Origin of the sequence: Legionella micdadei (genome assembly GCF_000953635.1) — a bacterium.
Taxonomy (GTDB): Bacteria; Pseudomonadota; Gammaproteobacteria; order Legionellales; family Legionellaceae; genus Tatlockia; species Tatlockia micdadei.
In genome coordinates this window covers 926,180-945,054 of record NZ_LN614830.1, presented here as the reverse complement: position 1 = coordinate 945,054, position 18,875 = coordinate 926,180, and the positions used below count along the sequence as shown (strand labels likewise).

The following is an 18,875-nucleotide window of genomic DNA, read 5'->3' as shown; positions in this document are numbered from 1 at the left end:
CTAACCTATTTCAAAAATAGTATTTTTTACTATAGGAGTATACTTATTGGGTTCTTGACAACTGAACAGTTTAATTACACAATTTTTTTTAAAAAACTATTGTAGCGTATACCTATTTTACGCTATGTTGAAATTACCCCATAAAAAATGGGTTTTTACAATTGTCATTTAAGGATGAATGCAATTGCTCAACCAATTAATGGTTGACGATTGATCAGCTTTAGCAAAAGGAGGAGTCATGGCTACAGGCGAAGTCAAATGGTTTAATAATGCCAAGGGCTGGGGGTTTATTATGCCTGAAGGCGGCGGTGAAGACGTCTTTGTTCATTTTTCTGCTATTCAAGGAACAGGCTACAAAACCCTAGTTCCCGGACAGCAAGTTTCCTATGACCTTGAAAAGGGAGAACGTGGCTTACATGCCTCAAACGTCGTTGCGATAAATGAATCAGTTGATGCGTAAGTGAAAGATTAATCTCTCAAAACTAATCATCACAAACATTCATTGCTTGTATCTGCATCGCTCAATTCCCAGAGAAACCTCAAAACATCGATTCTTGAGTGCTGCAATAGAAGAATCATTGTCTTTTGAGGTTGCACTCACGATTACTCATTGAATGACATCTATTCCTCACAACATATGCTATCATTCTCATTTGCTCACGTTTACAACGGACAACGAAAAATAAAAGAGCGGTTCTATACCCGCATTTACTTGAAAACCGTATTTAGTTCGGAGTGGTTTCTTGCGATGAAAAAAGGTTTATTACTCATTAATCTAGGTACTCCAAGTAGCCCCAAGAAGAGTGCAGTCAGAAAATTCCTGCGCGAATTCCTAACAGATAAACGAGTGATCGATTTACCCGCTTTTGTAAGATATGCTCTCGTTTATGGGGTAATTCTGCCCTTTAGACCGAAAAAAACGACTCATGCCTATCAAGCCATCTGGACTGATAAAGGCTCTCCCCTAATGGTTCATAGCCAAAATCTCCAACACAAATTACAAAATCGTCTCGGTGATGACTGGACAGTGGCCTTGGGAATGCGTTATGGAAAGCCATCAATTGAACAAGCTCTCAAGCAACTTAAAGACTGTGAGCAATTAGTCGTCTTTCCACTTTATCCACAGTATTCTTCATCAACAACGAGTTCATCCATTGACAAAGTAATGGAAATAGTCGCAAGTAATAAACTACAAGCACCACCCACTATTATTCGCGATTTCCATCAGCATCCCGGTTTTATTGATGCCCAAGCTGCTCTCATTCAACCTCATATCGAACATCATGATTATTTGCTATTCAGTTACCATGGCATACCAGAACGCCATCTAGTCCGCCTCGGATGTTCACAAATTTGTATGCCCAGTTGCCCCACTACTGAAAAAGCCAATCCAATTTGCTATAAGGCACAATGCCATACAACCACCCGTGAATTAGCAAAAAAACTCAATTTAGCTGAAAATAAATACGGGATGGCTTTTCAATCTCGATTAGGAAAAACCCCTTGGATTAAGCCTTATACTGATGAGCTATTGCCAAAATTACTCGAAAAAGGAATAAAACGCCTTGCCGTTTCCTGTCCTTCATTCGTCGCAGATTGTCTTGAAACACTTGAGGAAATTGGTATACGTGCTAAAGAACAATGGCATGCCTTGGGAGGCGAACGATTTACATTAATTCCTTGTGTGAATGACAGTGATTTTTGGATTAGCGGTTTTGTTCGCATATTAGAGCACCATACATAAAGTAACAGCACCCAATTCCCTAGCTTGAGCCAAAATGCTTTGCTTTTCGAGCAGCGCAGTATACCTATCTATGATGTACTGTCATTCATAAAGGCAAAGTTTGATTTTAAAAAGCAGGAGCTAGCAGAAAAATTTGATCTAAATTTTATCAAAATGTATAATTATTTTTATTTATTCTGTGTAATATCACTATGTTAAGTCAAGAAGAATCAAGTAAAACTCTAATCGATGAAGCATCTAAATTAATCCGTCAAGGAATTAAAATAGCTGTATTAATTATAGATGAATACTCTCCTGAGGGTAGTTTAGAAGATAACAAAATAAATGTAGCTGACAAACAAGAAAGGCTGCTTTCTTGGGCAGTGAAAGAAAAGCTATTAGTATGCTTTATATCTGATAAAAATAATAGAGAAGGTTTAACGAAGCTTGTCAAAAATTATAAAAATGTTTTGTTTATTGAAAAAGGCGACGCTAATGGTTTTGGAGATGGTTATAGCTGGCATGTTCCACGTTATGCTGACACAGGATTAGATGATGCCTTAAAAGAAAATAACATTACGCATATTATAATTATGGGATTTCATGTTCATTGTTGTGTTCAAATCACAGCCGGTGCTCACGATAACATAAGCGATTATGGAAAAGGGGCGCTGCATAGAGGATATAAAATCCTTACAGCTGGAGATATCCTTAAATCCTCTGCTGATAGTCCTTCTAGAGATAGGTGTTCATGGAAGGACAAAGAAGGTGTAAGTTATTTTAATACGTCAGAGTCCAGCCCTTTAATTTCTAATAGAGATCAATATGGTGGCCCCAAATTTGGAGCAAATAGAAATATTTTACTGAATAACACCACTACTAACCATGAAGATTTGCAAAATGATGGCTGTATGTGTGCTATTTGTTAGCAAAAGAGCCTGTCAGATTGCACTAACTGACGCTTTCTTCGTAAATCTTTTCACAGCCAACATCATCGAAAAGAATTATCTGCATATCTAAATTTTGCTCGCTCGTACACACGCGTGCACATCCTTTTCCTATTCGATCCTCTCTTTGCCGTGGCATGAATCTCTCCGCTCGATGATACATTGCTACCTGTTGTCACTCGGAAGCAAAAAATTAAATATGGCTTTATTTAATTCCTTGGGTTGTTCCAATGGGCTTGAATGTCCGCCTGGTATTATTATGAATTGTGCGTTTGGGATATCTTTTGCAAGCTGTTGGCTTTCTGCAGACAAAACAATAATATCTTCCTCCGCGGCAATAACAAGTGCAGTAGCTTTTATTTCATTTATCCAATCATGAGAATCAAATGTCGGTATATTCCTACACTGGCGTTCTTGGTCTTCCACAGATTGGGGATAAGGATTGTTCTTAATATTTTCTTTAAAAGAAACGATATTTTCAGGATTAGACAAATAGTCACTTGAAAAAAACCAAGGCATGCCCGTTTCTATTAATAAATCTAAAGAAATGTTCTCTTTACGAAGATTTAAAAGGCTTTCTATTGCTTTGACTGTTCTTGTATTAAATTTAGAGGCTGAATTTAATACAATCAGTTTATTAATTTTATCAGGATATTTTTTTGCAATAATTTGAGCAATTGCGCCGCCCATTGATTGGCCCAGAATATGCGGCTGTACAATACCTAATTGCTGCACTAAAGCCATCGTATCTTCAGCCATATCTTCTAATGTAAAAAGAGCACCATCATCTTTCGTTTGACCTACAGCGCGATTATCAAATACCAATACCTGAAATTTTCTGGCTAAATCATCAAGCATGGCACCCCAAAACGTGTGATCACATGTATAACCTGCAATTAACACCAAAGGGTTTCCCTGGCCGTGGATCTCATAATAAATATTAACTCCTTTAACATTTATAGTAGCCATATCAACTCCTCAAAAATATAACCAACTTAAGATTTAGCACATGCATCTCCTTATGTAGTATGTGATTTAAGCAGCCTCGTTCATAGAAACGGCCTACGATACATAATTTATTGATAAATTAGCCGGCTCACAATTCGCTAATTAGTATCTTAGACCGAAATTAGATGGTTCTAAACAACAATTTAATAAAAACATACGGTATAAAATGACGAACGATTTTTGAACAGCCATTATGGCTATTAAACGCCAATCCATCAGATTGACGTGCTTGACGGCAAATAGCTGGCTCTTCCATGCGGCGGGAGCTTAATTGATTAACTTGTGTATAGTATCGACATTACGTAAATATTTTATGAACTCAGTAATGGCGTTTAATCGGTTACATTCATTGCCTAATATACAAGCCAAATTTTCTTCATAGGGTTGATAATGACTTTCCGGACTTTCATGGTGACGATCCACAACGATTGCAAATATAAAGTATTTAATCAACGTTCTGAACGGTTAATTAATTTGGCCAGATTATCACAGTAATCAGATCTAATAACTTTTATTTTTAGCAATCTCTTGAGTTTAAAATCTACCGCCTCTGAATTAGGTCCCTTCCCTTTTTTATGGCTGGTTTTGGTAGCCATTATGTCCTTAAATTTATGGCGGATGATATGCAATATTTGATCATATTGCTAATACTGTATAACTCAAAGAAATCTTTAATTTTTAGAGGAAAAAATGGCTCAGCAAAATTGAAATCAAGTAATTACATCTACAATGGTATAGGGGCGGCTACTTTACTACTAGAGGTAATGACGCTCCTCAATAAGACTTTCATAAGGTATATGTAGCTCCTTATGTAATTTTACAATTTGCGGCAAAGTTAAACTACGTTTTCTATTTAAAACATCACTTACCCTACTTTTGGGGCCTAAAAAAGGTTCTAAATCTTTGCGAGTCAAATTCAATTGATCCATTAAAAAGAGAATAGCTTCAACTGGATCGGATGAAGGTATTTGATAATGCTTATTTTCATAACCTTCCACTAATACTAGTAGAATCTCAAGCTCATCACCTTCAGGTGTATCCTGTTTAGCCCCCCAAAGTTGCTCTACTCTTTCTAAAGCAATTTGGTAATCACTTTCATTATGAATTGGTTTAATCATTTTCAACCTCCGAGGCATTTACCCGGTCATACTCTTTATGGGTACCAACAAACTTAATAAACATTGCAAGCCGGGGATAATCCATAGCACAAATAATACGATAATCATTTCCTTTGATGTTAAAAATAACCCTATTGCTCGCAATAATAGACGCATTCCTTAGTGTATCTTTAACTTCTTGAGGAGTTCTCCAAATTTGTTTTTCACAAAAATGGTACCATTCACTCAAATAAGATTTCAGATGCTCATTACCTGGAGTTTCCCAATATTTTTTTAATCGGCTTTTTGCTATTATTCTCATAGTTTGATTATATGTTACCATTTTGGTAACGTCAACAATATTATTTGAGAAATAAAATAACAATTAATTCATATTAAGATCAAATCTGACATTAGGATATGAAATCTAAGTTCTAGGGTTATTTTTATTTAAATTTCAGTTTCTAAATTTTTGTCCTGTTCATAATATTGTTCAAAGGACTTCTGAAAATTTATTCTGATTGTACTTGTTTTGTTTCTTATAACAAAGGCATCAACTTTTAGACATTTCTCCATAAAAATTTCGGTAAATATTGTTGCACAAGCAACAAATACTTCTAAGGCTAGTGTAGCCATTCTTAAGTACTCCGAACTATATCCCATATGGTTTTCCTTGCTAAAGCCTACCAAGTCGTTATGAGACGAGGATTCCAATGCGTTATTTTTGACAAGTAATCAAATGCTGTTAGATTAAGCTCCACTGTTTCGTGGTTGGCTAGGGGCAATTTAATTACTTCTCGATCAATTTCTAATTCAATTGCTATTTGTCTAGTAGTTTTTTTGGTAAATGCATTTTGCCACTCATAAAATTTTTTACCTCTTGAATCTGTGCCCACCCCTTCAAAACTTAAAAATTGGTTTATAGCCTCAGCCTGTTCATTCCCTTTTAAACTTAAAATCCATTTAATTTGTATAATTATGTCTAAAGTTGAACGACAAAGAATAGCAAAACTATAAAATTTCTGTTTATTAACAAGAAATTGACAACTTGGCATAATGTCTAACATTAAATTTTGATATATTTCTAATAATATAATTGAAAATTGATCTGTAATTTGTGTTCTTGGTGATTGCTCATAATATAGGTTAAGAATTTCATTAGTTGCTTCAATAAATGCATTGGATAGAACTGTTAAAAAAAAATCACCCTCTCTATTCTTCATTGTTTTCCTTTGGGTTTTTCGCGCACGAAAAATTAACCAAAGGTATAGTTAAGCAGCCCCAGAGTCAATTTTTGCTGTCATTAGGAGAAAACTCGCAAAACTGATTTCAGTGCAGTATTTTCTATGTTTTATCAATGGATAGGCATCAAAATAGCTAACTCATTAATTTATAAAATTAGGTATATTTCTATGACTCCCTTAACCTCTAATTCGTTGCTCATATCTCGTCAACCTGGGTAAGCAAAAAAAGTAATTTCTAAAAATGTGAGCTTTGGCTTTGGTGCTAGCCAAATAGTGAAGATAATTCTAACAGCTAGAAATACCTTTACTTGCCAAGTTCTTAAGAGGTAATTTTAAATGCAAGAAAAATTTGATAAATCGGTGTCTATTTTCGATCTATTCTTTTCAATGGATTATAATTCAGTAGAAAAAGACGATTATTTTGACTTTATTATTCAACCAGAAAATTGGTCAAGATTAATTGATAATATTTATCCAATTCGCCAATTGGTCCAAAAATTTCCGGAACGAAAAGATGGATTGTATCGACTTATTATTCAACCAGAAAATTGGTTGCCATTAGTTACCCATGCATCAACCCTTGTTACTTTAGTCAACTTATTCCCAGAGCGAAAAGATGAATTATATGAAGTGGCTACTCGACCTGACAATTGGTCTCAATTAGTTGCCCGCTCAAAATTAACTCAACGCGGTTTTAATCCGAAGTATGAAGTGAGCAAGATTCTTGCAATATTTCCTGAAAAAAGAAATGAACTGTATCAATTCATTATTGAATCGGATAATTGGTCACAGTTAAAAATTAGCAGTCTTATTGAGTTGTTTCCTGAGCGAACAACAGAGTTATATCAACTTATTGTTCAATCTAGAAATAGAGAGCAATTAATTACCAGCTTACTCGATATTGAGAGTATGGCTGATAATTTCTCAGACAAAGAAAATTTTTTTGATTTTATAATTCAATCTGGAGTTCTTATACCATTAATAAATAATTCCAATGATTTATCAAGATTAAGTTCAATTTTTCCAAAATGCGAGATGTTTAAAAAGAGCACTGTCGAGGAAGTAGTTGCTAAGCTAGAACGATTAAAAAGACCGGAAGAAAAGGCATATACACAAGGAGCCCTGGTAGGTTTGTTTGAAAATAGACTTCCAGCAGAAGTGTCTCATTACATAGGAGGATTTTTGAATAGAAAGGCAGGCGGGGAAGTGTCACTTGTTAATAAAGCTGCTGCAAGCCTAGCTCAAGAGGAGCAGGAGAGAGCTAGATCTTTAACTCCTTAGTAAATTTATATTCTGGTTGAATCCGATAGAGCGGATTCAACAGACAAGGAAAAACCACAGTTCTCCTATTCTGGATAGCAATTAAAGAAGTCATACTTATACTGTCTTGCTCAAGCTTTAATTTAAAACTAGCTATATCCTCACTTTTTTATTAGTAGGTTGAGTAATAAAATGTTTCAATCTGTAGGGATTTGGATTAATTATGTTTATCGGCACACTAACTTTATGAGCTTTATAGCTTTTCCTTCATTCCTGTAGATTACTTAATTATTTTGATCTAATTAAACCCACCTTTTGCACCAAGACGGACCATTATTTAAAGTTAATCTTTTTTACCCGTCCTCCTAACTCAATCAAACAGCAGGGGCGCATACAGTAACCTCTACCTTAGCCATGCTAGGCGTTTTAGGCACGCGGAAACGCTCTGCCTGTTCCATGGCCTTTTCAATGTACTGAGTGACTAACTTGTCTAGAGATGTTTTATAATCTTCTAACTCTTTAGCAGTTGTAGGGAAACGGATACGTTTGATTGCAGCTTGTGCGTATTGGTAATAACGATTATCCGAACTTGCTAGTTGATTGAGGTGCAAAAAGATATCGCTCGGTAACTTGGTACACCTTTGTTCTTTTTGTTCCTCTACACCCTGTTCATTTTTCACTTCCAAAATGGCTGTCGGGACACAACGGGATGTATAATTAAAGAAACTATAAAGACGATTGGTTTGGGGCGTAGCCAAAAGCTTGGCTAATTGTTGCTCCTGAAAGTGAATAACGTCATCAAATAAACGTTTGGAGATAACTTTGCTTCTTAATTCTTCAGGTAGTAAGTGAGTTATTCGCGCTATCTCAGTCTCATCATCACTTGCTATGATAATTAAGGCTAAGCTGTTGCAATCAAGAAATGCACTATGATGGATGTTTCTGACGCCAGCGGGAAGGGTTATCCTTTGTAAACTACTACACTCCCCAAATGCCTCTTGACCAATAGTTGTGACCCCAACCGGAAGGTTTAGCGTTTTTAAGTTGACACACCCAGCAAATGCTCCAAGTTTAATAGCTGTGATCCCAGCGGGAAGGTTTAGCGTTTCTAAGTTGGTACAATTAAAAAATGTCCCAGTACGAATAGCTGTGATCCCAACAGAAAGGGTTAACGTTTTTAAGTTGACACAGCCAGCAAATGCATAGGCACCAATATCTGTGACCCCGACAGGAAGCGTTATCGTTTGTAAGTTGGTACAATTCTTAAATGCCCAATCACCAATGACCGTAATGCCAGCACAAATTTGACATGAACCATCGACAATATCGCTCTCACTAACTCTAATAAGGGTTTGGCCGTCACTACTTACTTGCATGATGTTTCCACTTAGGACTAAGATTTCAAATACCTACTGCATAGGGTTGCGTTAAATCTTGTTAACAAAATTGCTCTAAAAGGTGTTTTAATTTTAGTTAGGGAAAAAAAAAGAAATTAAAGCAGCCATATAGATTATATAAGATTCATATTATACATTTATGAAACGTATTGATCAATGAAACCAATAACACTGAGCTTTAACACTACTCCTGCCGTAAGCTGGAAGAGCAGGCGGTGAACCATCAATCAGGCCATCTTCTCAAGTAATTTAAAGATCACCTGTTACTCTTACTTAACTTTAAACCCTAATCTTATATATATATATAATAAAAGAAAATGACACGAACAACCCATAGTATAAATGATCTAATAGATAGGAAGGCGAGTGGCCGCAAAGAATACTATTATTTATTACAAAATCCTCACTAGAATTGAAGCATAGAAGAGGTAGCAGATTGGAGTTGCCCCTATTAAACCGGACCACCATTTACCTCAAAGCAGCTTTTAAAAACTGTCTAGGAGACATCATATTAAGCCCTTTATGAGGAGCATTTTCATTGTAATCGTGAAACCATTGAGGAAGTTGTCACATCAAATCATAAGCATTGAGGGCATCATAAAAAGCGACATAATCTCGTTTAAAGGTTTTAACGAAAGCCTCAGCCATACCATTTGATTTAGGGCTATAAGGCGCGGTAGTACAGACTTCAAAACCTAAAGTTTTAGCAAATTTCACCGTATCTTTGGCGACATAGCAAGATCCGTTATCACTCAGCCATTGAATTTTATGAGGAAGGTGATTAATCACCCCAAAGCGATACTCTACAGCTTCAAGCATTAAATCACGTATGGCTGCTCCATCGATGCCTACGGTAGAGGCGAGATAACTTAAAACTTCTCCTGTCGCAAGTATCAAGCGTAAAGGCCAAACCACCCGTTCTATCCATTAGCACATTGAATAGTAAAACAGTCAGAGCACCAACGCAGGTTGCTTTTGAGAGTAATAATTTTGCCGTCATGCGTTCTACTTAGTCTTTTGCCATAAGCGGGTAAAAGCAAATTATTTTGCTTCATGATTCGATAGACTCGTTTATGGTTTATTTTTGGCTGCTGTTTGCGAGTTAGTTCTTGGTTAAGTAAGGCGGTTACTCGTCGGTAGCCATAACTACTTCGTTTATCAGTAATTGCTAAAATAGTTAGTAAAAGTTGTTCATCTTCTATTTTCTATATGTTGGGCTTCTTCTTTTCATTTTATTAAGCCTTTCTATTAAATTGGAACGCGAAACATTCAACGTGCGAGCAATAGCCCTCACTCGAAATCTTCCAGTCCTAGCAAGGGTTGTCGCGAGATGAGTTTTTTTTCACGACCAAGCTTAACTGCTTCCTTTAATATCTCATTCTCTAAGGTTTTTTGACCTAATACCCGCTCTAATTGCTTAATATGTCTTTTCAGTGAATCCACTTCACTTTGAGCAACTACCTTTTCTTCTTTTTTTATACTGGTCAAGGCTCCATTCTCCGCTATCTTCCGCCATAAAAATAATTGACTCGGTTGTATATCATGTTTACGCGCAACATACGATACGGTTACTCCATTTTGGTAAGTCTCTAACAATTTGATGCTTCTCAAAGGCTGTCCAACGACGTTTCTTTGATGTAGAACATATAATCTCGTTTGGTTCGATAACTGTAGATATAGTCATGTTACTAGTCCTTACTTGTTATTTTTGTCTATAACTAGTGGACCGGTTTAATTGGGGGGCATTACAAAGTCCAGCATAATCCATCCTCAAAAGGAATATTAATACAACAGCTGGAGAGAACACTTATAAATAATTTTTATATAATAGGTCCGTTCTCTCAGCAAATACTTTTTTAGGAACTGATTTTTGCTATAGACATCCTCAATATTTATTTCCCTAGATTTTATAAGAAATATATTCAAAATTAATTCCTTATAAAATAAACAGAGTCTATGAGCAGCGAAGCACAGAAAAACAAAGCCTTTTGGCCAAGATAGTAGAATTGGCGACACGCCCGATTGCAAAACCATTTTTTTGTGCTATATGAAGAAGATATATAAAAAATTCACATTGGGGTGGATATGCCAAATAAACAGTTTGCTGATCGCCTTAACAAGGAACTAGACAATATAGGCGTACCAGCACGCAACGATGAGCGTATCGAAGTTTTTTCTAAGTTACTAAAGATTCCTCGATTTAAAGCAGAAGCTTTTATCAATGGAATCACTCTTCCCGATCAAACCTTACTCACTCGTATTGCCAACGAATTTGAAGTTAATCCGGATTGGTTAGTAGGCAAGAGCGAGCAGCGACAGAAGAAAAACTGAACTGAATAATCCTCTCTCCCGCGAAAGGCAATATTATTCGATTACAATTCTTAGCGCAGGAGAGAGCAGTTTCGCGGGATTCTGAGCAATCTGCATTGCCTAATTTCGTTTGAATTTCCTAGAAAATTTCAATTTCAAAATCTTTAGGGTATGTTGACAATTCACTTGTACTGAATTATCCCAACATGTTAGATTTGCCAAAAACAGTCAGACTTGAGCGAAAAATGTGCCAAATATGGGCTATTCATGATAGGAACTGGTTTATTCTAGTCCCATTCATCAGGGCTATCAGTGGTGGGCAACTCTAATTCGTCCAAATCTTCGAACAAAGCCACATGGAACAAAGCATCCCCTTCATTCACCAAAGGGATGTTTGTCTTGCCAATGATAACTCCTTCATAAGGGCAACAGATGGTATCCCGGTCGTCACCCAGCGGATCAACAATATGACATAGCAGTTCGTTCCTGCTTACTTTATATCCTAGAGGTTTGCTATCGACCACCATACCACTCGTGGAAGCGCGAATCCAGAACGTGGATTTTGCCACTGCACTCGAAATTCTTTTTTTAGCAATATGCTTTCCAGCTGATGGCGACAACATGCCCAAAAAATTCATTACCCTAAGTATCCCCTGCACACCTAGCTTTATAGCAAACTCATCAAAACGCAGTGCCTCGCCTGCTTCATAAACAATCACTGGAATGTTTAAATTTTCCGTGGCATGGCGTAAGGATCCATCGCGTATGCTCGAAGGCACACAAATCGGCGTTGCAAATGCTTCAGCCATCTTCTCTGATAACTCACTTTTACGACTAAATCGCACTTGTGGATAATTGCTGCGATGAATTGCGCCAGTATGTAAATCGATGCCGTGTGTAGAATGCTCTACGATTTCAGTCATGATTAAATTAGCGAGTTTTGAAGCCATCGAACCACGCTCAGAACCGGGGAATTGGCGATTTAAGTCGCGGCGATCGGGAAGATATCGCGAATGAAGCATCAACCCATAAACATTGACAATAGGAATTGTGATTAATGTTCCTCGCAGGCGTTTAATATAAGAAGAGTGATGCAATCGGCGCATGATCTCAACGCCATTGATCTCATCACCATGGATTGCTGCTGTGATGAAAAGAACTGGGCCTTCTTTTTTACCATGAAAAACATAGACTGGCACTTCAAGAGAGGATGAAGTATATAACATTGCCAGTGCTAATTTAACGCAGCGGGATTCACCCGCTTTAATTGTTTCATTAGCAATCTTAATAGATTTCCTTCTATTCATCCCTGGAACCGTCGGTTAACATTTTTAGATTTAGCATTTTTTTCGATATATTGGATAATTTTAGCAGCAATATTAACGTGTGTGGCTTTTTCAATCCCTTCTAGTCCAGGTGAAGAGTTAATTTCCAAAACCAAAGGACCGTGATTTGAGCGTATTAAATCAACACCAGCGACTTTTAAACCCATTGTTTTTGCAGCACTCACAGCAATTGCCCGTTCTTGTGGGGACAATTTTACCTTGATTGCTTTACCCCCCTGATGCACATTGGCTCTAAAATCGCCTTCTTTTGCCTGACGTTTTATTGCAGCAACCACTTTATCGCCTATCACAAAACAACGGATATCAGTACCCCGAGACTCTTCAATAAATTCCTGTACAAGAATATTTGCTGACATTTCTTTAAATGCATTAATAATGCTCACAGCAGATTGTTGGCTATCTGCCAAAATAACCCCTTTCCCTTGTGTCCCTTCTAAGAGTTTAATCACTAAAGGTGCGCCGCCAACCATGCGGATTAAATCTTCGGTATCATCGGGGGATTGGGCAAAACTTGTTCTAGGCATGGGTATACCTTTGCGAGCTAACAACTGCAAAGATCGGAATTTATCCCGTGAACGTGAAATTGCAATTGATTCATTCAATGTATAAATGCCCATTGTCTCTAAATGCCTTAATAACGCAGTACCATAATAAGTGATTGAAGCACCAATACGGGGAATAACCGCATCAAAATGAGGCAAAGGTTCACCGCCGCGATAATGGACCTTAGGATTGGAAGCAGCAATGTTCATATAGCAGTAAAGAGGATTAATTATTTTGACCTCATGCCCTGCTTGCTCGCCAGCCGCTTTTAGGCGCTGATGTGAATATAATTGCGGATTTGTGGCCAATATAGCAATTTTCATGAATCTAAGTTCCCTTGGTTTATTTTTATTCTTTATAAATAAAGACTAGCACGTAATTTAGAAGATTAATTTTTGGATTCTAAAATTGAATCCCCCCCTTCTCTTGTGGTTAAGGAAAGGGGTAAATTACTGTTAGCATGAATTAAATACGACTGGAGTTATGAAACTAATAATTGATAATCTTTAGCCAGCAGATCAGCTTGGTGAGGAGTGGTAAAGAATGCTGTAAGCTCACCTTGAGGGTTAAATAGCATAAGCGCCGCACTATGTTGCATGTCGTAATTCTCCGAATTTTGAGAATTAGGAAGCTCAACTTTGGCATAAGCAATACCCATTTCTCGGGTCATCTTCCTCACAACGTCCTCATCCCCCCTAGCTCCATAAAAATGAGGATTAAAAGCTCTTACATAATGATCCAATTTATCCAAACTATCCCTTTGAGGATCAACAGAAACCATGACTATTTGGGGAAGTGGTTTAACCTTTTTTTCTTCAAGAAGACGGTACATTTTATTCAATTCTGCCATCGTTGTTGGACACACATAACCACAATTGGTAAACCCAAAGAAAACGATGGTCCATTGGCCCTGTAAACTTGCATTAGTAAATGATTTATTGTCGATGCCAGTTAAACTGAATTGCTCGATTTCCCGAGGTTTTTCAAGCAGAGTACCATGAAATGCGTTCACATCGATTTTCTTTTTAAAAGGCACATGTTGTGAGATAAATAAGCCAGCAATCAGCGCCGCGAAGGCAAGTAAAACCCCCACAGTCAAGGTAATGCGATTTTTTTGAACAGACATTTTATCCCCTTAGATATAATGATCAACCAACAAAAAGACAAACAACATCATTAAATAAACAATAGAGAAACGGAAAGTACGCATGGCTATTGCAGGCCGATCAGAACGATATAAAACAATGGCCCAGTGTAAAAACCTTACACCTAATAAACCCGCTCCAGCAAGGTAAAGCCACCCGCTCATACCGACTAAGAAAGGCAAGCTGGTAACCACCAACAGCAGAATAGTGTATAAAAGTACGTTTAATTTAGTAAACGCGACTCCATGAGTAACCGGCAACATGGGTATTTCAGCGTGCTTATACTCTTCTATTCGGTATATTGCTAGCGCCCAAAAGTGAGGAGGAGTCCAGGTAAAAATAATTAACACTAAGAGCAATGCCTGTGGATCCAGCTGATTAGTGACAGCAGTCCAGCCTAATAGAGGTGGTGCTGCACCAGCGAGTCCACCGATAACAATATTTTGCGGTGTAGCGCGCTTTAAATAGCCAGTGTAAATACCAGCATACCCTATCAAGGTTACAAAAGTGAGTATAGCGGTTAGAACGTTGACAAAAGTGATTAAAATAGTTAATCCCAAAGCGGCAAGGGTAGTTGCAAAGTAGAGCGCTTGTCGTACTGATACTCTGCCCCCGGCAATTGGCCTTCGCTTAGTGCGAGCCATAATGGCATCGATACGTTTATCAACCAGGTGATTAATTGCAGCGGCAGAACCTGCACAAAGCCCGATACCAACCAATGAAGTGATAAGAGTAGGAATTGGCACCCATCCTGGCACAGCCAAATACATGCCGACAACAACAGTCAACAGCATTAAGGCGACAACTCTGGGCTTACAAAGCTCCATGTAGTCTCGCCAATTAATTTTATTTAAACCTGACTCTGTATTAGCATCCATCATCATGCCTCCTTTGCGTGAGATAGAGCATCATTAAGAGTGTTGCCATCAAGACAGCTGCAATACCATTATGGGCAACAGCTACCCATAAAGGCAGCAAATAAATGACATTCATGATGCCGAGAATAAATTGCACAATAACGAGTAAAATAGCCATTACAGCGAAACGGCGTAAATAATTGTTGTTGCCCCTAGCTAGTAATAATAAAGACAAAGTTAAAACATAGATTGCTGTGATGACTGCTCCTAAGCGATGAATGTATTGAATTGTCATGCGGATATCGTTATCGAGCACCCCGCCTTGGTAATTAGCTCCAACCGGAGAAAATAAGTTAAATCCCTGGGAAAAATGCAATTGGGGCAACCATTGCCCATTGCATTGCGGAAAGCCAATACAAGCGATGCCGGCGTAATTCGAGCTCACCCACCCACCTAGAGCGATTTGTAAAAAAACAATCAATACGCCTAGCAAAATCCAAAAACGCCATTGGGGGAGGTTGCTTGGTTTTATAGAACCCAGTTGTAACCGCAAACGGCTTAGGCATGAAAAAATTAAGATCCCACCCAATAAATGCCCCATTACCACGACAGGGAGTAATTTCATAGTAACAGTCCACATTCCTAACGCTGCTTGGAACAAGAGTAAAAGAATTAGGACTGATGATAGTTGCCAAGGCATTCGAAAACCTTGAAGGCGGCGCCAGAAAATTGAACCTGTGATAAAAACGATGAGAAGGCCGAGCGTACCTGCTGCGTAGCGGTGAGCCATTTCTGTCCATGCTTTGCGAGATTCGATAGGAATTTGCGGATACTGGCTCTGTGCTGATTGCAACTCATTTTCAGTACTAGGAAGAACCATATGGCCGTAACAACCCGGCCAATCTGGACAACCTAAGCCGGCATCAGTTAATCGGGTGTAAGCCCCAAGCATAACCACAAATAGCGCCAAAAGCACTGCTAACATTGTCGCATATCGTATTGCTGTAAATTGCATTCGTTACCCACTTTTCTCTGTACTTAACAACCGTTTAATATCGTGATAAATGTCTCCAGGCTTAGCATTCTCAACGTATGCCAGCACTAAATAGCCCTTAGGATTTGCAATGAATATCTTGGGATTACTAGCTAGAATTGGCAAATTAGTTAAGCTGTCCTTTGATAAACGTGAGACATGAACCTCTTGTTCTTGCAGCGTTTTCAGTGCCATGGACTCCATTTGCTGGCTGTCTTCATTGAGCAGCAGCCACTGATCCACCTCATATAAATGTCGTCCTAAAGCAAGCCTGACTCGAGCCAATTTGTCTACTTTTTGCAAACATTTAGCGTCACAGTTTCGAGGGTACCAAAGAACAAATCGCCACTTACCCCTTCCATCGACAACATTGCTAAGTAAGAGGGGAGGATTCAACAACTTACCCTTATTTGTTGTATTCGCACCAAGCCATTGAGGATTAAGATAATACAAATAAGCTGTAATCCCTGGGGCTGCAAAAAGCAGAGCCAGTAGTAACAGAACTAAATAATTGCGCCTAGTCATGTTTTTTCTTCAAATTCAATGCAATAAAAAGGATTAAAATTACAGAGGCCATAGCAAACCATTGTAAAGCATAGGCATAATGCCGCTCTGGAGGCATAGCTACTACGGACCACTCGCGCACATATTCCTGAGCCGCCTCTTTGTTGAGGCGAATGATAAACGGATAAACAGATTTATGCAAAATCTGACCTACCATTTTTGTATCGATACGCTCAATTATCGTTATTTTCGCTTGCCGCTTCTCATAAGCTTGGCCTAGAACCCAGTTTTTTTCGGATGGAAAATAGGCATAGCCTGTTAAATTCATTAAGTCAGTGGGCACGATAATTTCTGGTAATACTTGCCGGTTCATTTCACCTGCAATAAACCCGCGATCAATAAGCACGACCTTATTCCCGTCTAACATCAAAGGGCTCAAGACATGGTAACCGAATTGATGTTGGTAATGCTGATTATCTAATAGAAAAACCTGAGGTAAGTACTTTCCCCTAACCCTGATTTGCTGATATTGCGCAGGTGGATTCATGCCTACATTCCAAATGGTAGGCGCTTGCTTGGCATAAGTTGCTTGCGTTGCCAACATGTGTTTTTTTTCTTCGGCGCGCGCTAATTGCCAAAATCCCAAGCGAGCGAAAAATAAAACCATCAAAAAAGTAAGAATGGCTATACGCCAATTTAGCGTGAAACAGCGATTAAAACAGGTTACACTGACCATCTTTTTAAGTACCCAGCCTGATAGTTTTGGGAGTATAGCAAATGTTCGCTAAAGCAATCATCTTTGTTGTCATGTTGATTATTTTATTTGCCTTAGGTAGCGGCCTTGTCTTTCTCGTTCGTGACGAGGGTAAAACCAAACGCACCGTGAAAGCGCTAACCTGGCGGATTGCTCTATCCCTGACGCTCTTTCTATTTCTTTTTTTGGCACTTTTGATGGGTTGGATCAAACCGCATGGGGTTTAGAGAATTATTTTGAAATCTCATCGAGAGCAGTGTTAACTCTGGATTCCTATTCATAACGATCTTGGGTATAGTAAGGAATAATTTCTCGATAAATGCTGATCCAAGGATGGTAAAAATGTATAAACTTTATTCTCTTGGTACTCCAAATGGAATTAAACCCACTATAATGCTTGAAGAATTAAAAGTCCCGTACGAAATAACATTGATCAACATCCGCGAAGGAGAGCAATTTACCCCTGAATTTTCACGGATATCTCCCAATAACAAGATTCCGGTTATCTATGACCCTGAAATGGATTTTTATCTTTTTGAAAGCGTAGCCATTCTCCAATATTTGGCTGAAAAGCATCATCGCTTTTTGCCCGAAGAGCTAAAATCCCGGTTTAATGTGCTTAAATGGTGCTACTTCCAAGTTGGGCATATTGGGCCTATGTTTGGCCAATACGGTCATTTTCACCGCTATGCCTCTGAAGAAATCCCTTATGCACAAAAGCGTTATGCTGACGAAGTAATGCGTTTGATGGGTGTCATGGACAAACAACTTGAACAGCATCCCTATATCAGTGGTACCGATTACACCATTGCCGACATGGCTATTTGGCCCTGGCTTTATTGCTATGAAAATTTCTACGAAACACCGATTAGCGCAAAACAATTCCCTAATTTAATGCAATGGTATAAAACAATCGGCAAAAGACCCCAAGTGAAAGCCGCCATCGAGGCATATGGGATACCTTAATTTTTTCTTCAATGCTGTCAGCCTGTCTTGAGCTGCCTCATTATCAATAGGTAGGCCCAGAGTCTTTTTTTGGTTCATCAGGCTCCTCAAGGCTGTCTTGATTATCGGCAGCCATTTTTTCCTTTCTCTCGCCTGAAGATGTCGAGGCCATATCGTGGCTAGCCTCGGGTAATTTAATCTCAGTCTTGCTGTATGGGATTCCTTGATCGAGCTGACTGACAAGATGAGCATATCCTCCTTCTGGAAATGGTTTTTGCGTCCGAAGATCAATAAGATCACCATTTCTAAAAGTCGCAATTGGAATACCTTTGTCAGTGATAACACCGTTGGTCTTTGTTTTGGCTAACTCCCTAACAAAATCTTCTTCAGCTTTCGGATCCGTGAAGTTAATACATCCACAGCCATTCTGATCGATACTAACTTTATTTTCTTCTTCTTTAAATTCTGGATTGTCCTTTTTGTATTTTTTAAGCCAATTATTATAAAAATCTAAGAAATCATTTTCCTCTTTTTGAGCACCTTTCTTTTTGCCATCTAATATAACTTTTCTAGGAGGCTCTTCCACGAGTTGCGTTTGTTTTTTCTTCAATAACTCAGCAGCTAAAGCGTTCTCAGCAGCACGTGACTTTTCTTCCTGATCTTTAACTTGCTCTTCTTTTTTTTCACCAGTCATTTTAATCGCCTCATAATAAGTCACATTGTATATAATTATACCAGAAAACAAAAAGTTAATCGCACCCT

22 protein-coding genes and 1 pseudogene are annotated in these 18,875 nt (G+C 38.3%); 7 read left to right on the top strand and 16 right to left on the bottom strand.

Annotated elements, in window-relative coordinates:
- Positions 1–238 precede the first annotated feature (238 nt).
- The 3 genes from LMI_RS04310 to LMI_RS04300 all read left to right on the top strand — a co-directional run bounded on the left by LMI_RS04310 (position 239) and on the right by LMI_RS04300 (position 2,652).
- Positions 239–460 (top strand): cold-shock protein, encoded by a 222-nt coding sequence (locus LMI_RS04310; protein ID WP_045098691.1) that lies wholly within the window; start codon positions 239–241, stop codon positions 458–460.
- Positions 461–748: 288 nt separating this feature from the next.
- Positions 749–1,744, top strand: coding sequence for a ferrochelatase (hemH, locus tag LMI_RS04305; RefSeq protein WP_045098690.1), 996 nt, complete (start codon positions 749–751; stop codon positions 1,742–1,744).
- Between the two features lie 191 nt (positions 1,745–1,935).
- Positions 1,936–2,652, top strand: coding sequence for a cysteine hydrolase family protein (locus LMI_RS04300; RefSeq protein WP_045098689.1), 717 nt, complete (start codon positions 1,936–1,938; stop codon positions 2,650–2,652).
- A 22-nt stretch (positions 2,653–2,674) separates the two neighbouring features.
- Here LMI_RS04300 and LMI_RS15705 read toward each other — a convergent pair whose 3' ends face one another.
- The 6 genes from LMI_RS15705 to LMI_RS04280 form a co-directional block, all read right to left on the bottom strand.
- Positions 2,675–2,809, bottom strand: a complete 135-nt coding sequence (locus LMI_RS15705; protein WP_256324298.1) for a recombinase family protein — start codon at positions 2,807–2,809, stop codon at positions 2,675–2,677.
- 26 nt (positions 2,810–2,835) lie between these two features.
- Positions 2,836–3,639, bottom strand: a complete 804-nt coding sequence (locus LMI_RS04295; RefSeq protein WP_045098688.1) for an alpha/beta fold hydrolase — start codon at positions 3,637–3,639, stop codon at positions 2,836–2,838.
- 794 nt (positions 3,640–4,433) lie between these two features.
- Entirely contained in the window at positions 4,434–4,796 is a 363-nt protein-coding gene (locus tag LMI_RS04290) for a helix-turn-helix domain-containing protein (RefSeq protein ID WP_045098687.1), read from the bottom strand.
- A complete protein-coding gene (locus tag LMI_RS04285) occupies positions 4,789–5,118 on the bottom strand; it encodes a type II toxin-antitoxin system HigB family toxin (RefSeq protein ID WP_231852230.1) in 330 nt (109 codons plus the stop codon). The genes LMI_RS04290 and LMI_RS04285 overlap by 8 nt, the downstream gene beginning before the upstream one ends.
- A gap of 107 nt (positions 5,119–5,225) precedes the next feature.
- Positions 5,226–5,411, bottom strand: a complete 186-nt coding sequence (locus LMI_RS15600) for a hypothetical protein (protein ID WP_231852229.1) — start codon at positions 5,409–5,411, stop codon at positions 5,226–5,228.
- A gap of 47 nt (positions 5,412–5,458) precedes the next feature.
- Positions 5,459–5,998: a hypothetical protein gene (locus LMI_RS04280; protein WP_231852228.1), complete on the bottom strand. Its 540-nt coding sequence runs from the start codon at positions 5,996–5,998 to the stop codon at positions 5,459–5,461.
- Between the two features lie 357 nt (positions 5,999–6,355).
- On the opposite strand from LMI_RS04280, the gene LMI_RS04275 reads away from it, so the two are divergent.
- Positions 6,356–7,300: a hypothetical protein gene (locus LMI_RS04275; RefSeq protein WP_045098686.1), complete on the top strand. Its 945-nt coding sequence runs from the start codon at positions 6,356–6,358 to the stop codon at positions 7,298–7,300.
- Between the two features lie 353 nt (positions 7,301–7,653).
- On the opposite strand, the gene LMI_RS14825 is transcribed toward LMI_RS04275, so the two are convergent.
- Both LMI_RS14825 and LMI_RS15075 read right to left on the bottom strand, forming a co-directional pair.
- Complete coding sequence (locus tag LMI_RS14825; RefSeq protein ID WP_052679450.1) at positions 7,654–8,655, bottom strand: leucine-rich repeat domain-containing protein; 1,002 nt, start codon at positions 8,653–8,655, stop codon at positions 7,654–7,656.
- 489 nt (positions 8,656–9,144) lie between these two features.
- Positions 9,145–10,360 (bottom strand): annotated as a pseudogene (locus tag LMI_RS15075) (IS3 family transposase).
- A gap of 401 nt (positions 10,361–10,761) precedes the next feature.
- Here LMI_RS15075 and LMI_RS04255 point away from each other — a divergent pair.
- The gene (locus LMI_RS04255) at positions 10,762–11,007 is read left to right on the top strand and encodes a hypothetical protein (RefSeq protein WP_045098685.1); all 246 of its coding nucleotides are present in this window, start codon (positions 10,762–10,764) and stop codon (positions 11,005–11,007) included.
- A gap of 266 nt (positions 11,008–11,273) precedes the next feature.
- Here the strand turns inward: LMI_RS04255 and LMI_RS04250 are convergent, their stop codons facing one another.
- From LMI_RS04250 to LMI_RS04220, 7 genes are all read right to left on the bottom strand, one after another.
- Positions 11,274–12,293 (bottom strand): succinylglutamate desuccinylase/aspartoacylase family protein, encoded by a 1,020-nt coding sequence (locus tag LMI_RS04250; protein WP_045098684.1) that lies wholly within the window; start codon positions 12,291–12,293, stop codon positions 11,274–11,276.
- Entirely contained in the window at positions 12,290–13,198 is a 909-nt protein-coding gene (rimK, locus tag LMI_RS04245; RefSeq protein WP_045098683.1) for a 30S ribosomal protein S6--L-glutamate ligase, read from the bottom strand. Before rimK ends, LMI_RS04250 begins: the two co-directional genes overlap by 4 nt.
- A 158-nt stretch (positions 13,199–13,356) precedes the next feature.
- Positions 13,357–14,001: an SCO family protein gene (locus LMI_RS04240; protein ID WP_045098682.1), complete on the bottom strand. Its 645-nt coding sequence runs from the start codon at positions 13,999–14,001 to the stop codon at positions 13,357–13,359.
- A 9-nt stretch (positions 14,002–14,010) separates the two neighbouring features.
- On the bottom strand, positions 14,011–14,904 hold the full coding sequence (gene cyoE, locus LMI_RS04235; RefSeq protein WP_416419552.1) for a heme o synthase: 894 nt from the start codon (positions 14,902–14,904) through the stop codon (positions 14,011–14,013).
- Positions 14,888–15,892: a COX15/CtaA family protein gene (locus LMI_RS04230; RefSeq protein WP_045098681.1), complete on the bottom strand. Its 1,005-nt coding sequence runs from the start codon at positions 15,890–15,892 to the stop codon at positions 14,888–14,890. The genes cyoE and LMI_RS04230 overlap by 17 nt, the downstream gene beginning before the upstream one ends.
- Before the next feature lie 3 nt (positions 15,893–15,895).
- Entirely contained in the window at positions 15,896–16,435 is a 540-nt protein-coding gene (locus tag LMI_RS04225) for a hypothetical protein (protein WP_045098680.1), read from the bottom strand.
- Positions 16,428–17,150: an SURF1 family protein gene (locus LMI_RS04220; RefSeq protein WP_045098679.1), complete on the bottom strand. Its 723-nt coding sequence runs from the start codon at positions 17,148–17,150 to the stop codon at positions 16,428–16,430. Before LMI_RS04220 ends, LMI_RS04225 begins: the two co-directional genes overlap by 8 nt.
- Before the next feature lie 41 nt (positions 17,151–17,191).
- Between LMI_RS04220 and LMI_RS04215 the strand changes: the two genes are divergently transcribed.
- Together LMI_RS04215 and LMI_RS04210 are read left to right on the top strand one after the other, a co-directional pair.
- Positions 17,192–17,395 (top strand): twin transmembrane helix small protein, encoded by a 204-nt coding sequence (locus LMI_RS04215; protein ID WP_045098678.1) that lies wholly within the window; start codon positions 17,192–17,194, stop codon positions 17,393–17,395.
- A 115-nt stretch (positions 17,396–17,510) separates the two neighbouring features.
- Entirely contained in the window at positions 17,511–18,134 is a 624-nt protein-coding gene (locus LMI_RS04210; protein WP_045098677.1) for a glutathione S-transferase N-terminal domain-containing protein, read from the top strand.
- Positions 18,135–18,177: 43 nt separating this feature from the next.
- Here LMI_RS04210 and LMI_RS04205 read toward each other — a convergent pair whose 3' ends face one another.
- On the bottom strand, positions 18,178–18,807 hold the full coding sequence (locus LMI_RS04205; RefSeq protein ID WP_052679449.1) for a hypothetical protein: 630 nt from the start codon (positions 18,805–18,807) through the stop codon (positions 18,178–18,180).
- Positions 18,808–18,875: the final 68 nt, after the last annotated feature.

What these genes read in the sequence shown, in the direction of transcription:
- LMI_RS04210 (WP_045098677.1), top strand. Translation starts at nt 17,511, where the DNA reads ATGTATAAACTTTATTCTCTTGGTACTCCAAATGGAATTAAACCCACT.
- LMI_RS15600 (WP_231852229.1), bottom strand. Translation starts at nt 5,411, where the DNA reads ATGGCTACACTAGCCTTAGAAGTATTTGTTGCTTGTGCAACAATATTT.
- LMI_RS04205 (WP_052679449.1), bottom strand. Translation starts at nt 18,807, where the DNA reads ATGACTGGTGAAAAAAAAGAAGAGCAAGTTAAAGATCAGGAAGAAAAG.
- LMI_RS04225 (WP_045098680.1), bottom strand. Translation starts at nt 16,435, where the DNA reads ATGACTAGGCGCAATTATTTAGTTCTGTTACTACTGGCTCTGCTTTTT.
- LMI_RS04230 (WP_045098681.1), bottom strand. Translation starts at nt 15,892, where the DNA reads ATGCAATTTACAGCAATACGATATGCGACAATGTTAGCAGTGCTTTTG.
- LMI_RS04275 (WP_045098686.1), top strand. Translation starts at nt 6,356, where the DNA reads ATGCAAGAAAAATTTGATAAATCGGTGTCTATTTTCGATCTATTCTTT.
- LMI_RS04300 (WP_045098689.1), top strand. Translation starts at nt 1,936, where the DNA reads ATGTTAAGTCAAGAAGAATCAAGTAAAACTCTAATCGATGAAGCATCT.
- LMI_RS04280 (WP_231852228.1), bottom strand. Translation starts at nt 5,998, where the DNA reads ATGAAGAATAGAGAGGGTGATTTTTTTTTAACAGTTCTATCCAATGCA.
- rimK (WP_045098683.1), bottom strand. Translation starts at nt 13,198, where the DNA reads ATGAAAATTGCTATATTGGCCACAAATCCGCAATTATATTCACATCAG.
- LMI_RS04240 (WP_045098682.1), bottom strand. Translation starts at nt 14,001, where the DNA reads ATGTCTGTTCAAAAAAATCGCATTACCTTGACTGTGGGGGTTTTACTT.
- LMI_RS15705 (WP_256324298.1), bottom strand. Translation starts at nt 2,809, where the DNA reads ATGCCACGGCAAAGAGAGGATCGAATAGGAAAAGGATGTGCACGCGTG.
- LMI_RS04255 (WP_045098685.1), top strand. Translation starts at nt 10,762, where the DNA reads ATGCCAAATAAACAGTTTGCTGATCGCCTTAACAAGGAACTAGACAAT.
- LMI_RS04220 (WP_045098679.1), bottom strand. Translation starts at nt 17,150, where the DNA reads ATGGTCAGTGTAACCTGTTTTAATCGCTGTTTCACGCTAAATTGGCGT.
- LMI_RS14825 (WP_052679450.1), bottom strand. Translation starts at nt 8,655, where the DNA reads ATGCAAGTAAGTAGTGACGGCCAAACCCTTATTAGAGTTAGTGAGAGC.
- LMI_RS04290 (WP_045098687.1), bottom strand. Translation starts at nt 4,796, where the DNA reads ATGATTAAACCAATTCATAATGAAAGTGATTACCAAATTGCTTTAGAA.
- cyoE (WP_416419552.1), bottom strand. Translation starts at nt 14,904, where the DNA reads ATGATGATGGATGCTAATACAGAGTCAGGTTTAAATAAAATTAATTGG.
- LMI_RS04250 (WP_045098684.1), bottom strand. Translation starts at nt 12,293, where the DNA reads ATGAATAGAAGGAAATCTATTAAGATTGCTAATGAAACAATTAAAGCG.
- LMI_RS04295 (WP_045098688.1), bottom strand. Translation starts at nt 3,639, where the DNA reads ATGGCTACTATAAATGTTAAAGGAGTTAATATTTATTATGAGATCCAC.
- hemH (WP_045098690.1), top strand. Translation starts at nt 749, where the DNA reads ATGAAAAAAGGTTTATTACTCATTAATCTAGGTACTCCAAGTAGCCCC.
- LMI_RS04310 (WP_045098691.1), top strand. Translation starts at nt 239, where the DNA reads ATGGCTACAGGCGAAGTCAAATGGTTTAATAATGCCAAGGGCTGGGGG.
- LMI_RS04285 (WP_231852230.1), bottom strand. Translation starts at nt 5,118, where the DNA reads ATGGTAACATATAATCAAACTATGAGAATAATAGCAAAAAGCCGATTA.
- LMI_RS04215 (WP_045098678.1), top strand. Translation starts at nt 17,192, where the DNA reads ATGTTCGCTAAAGCAATCATCTTTGTTGTCATGTTGATTATTTTATTT.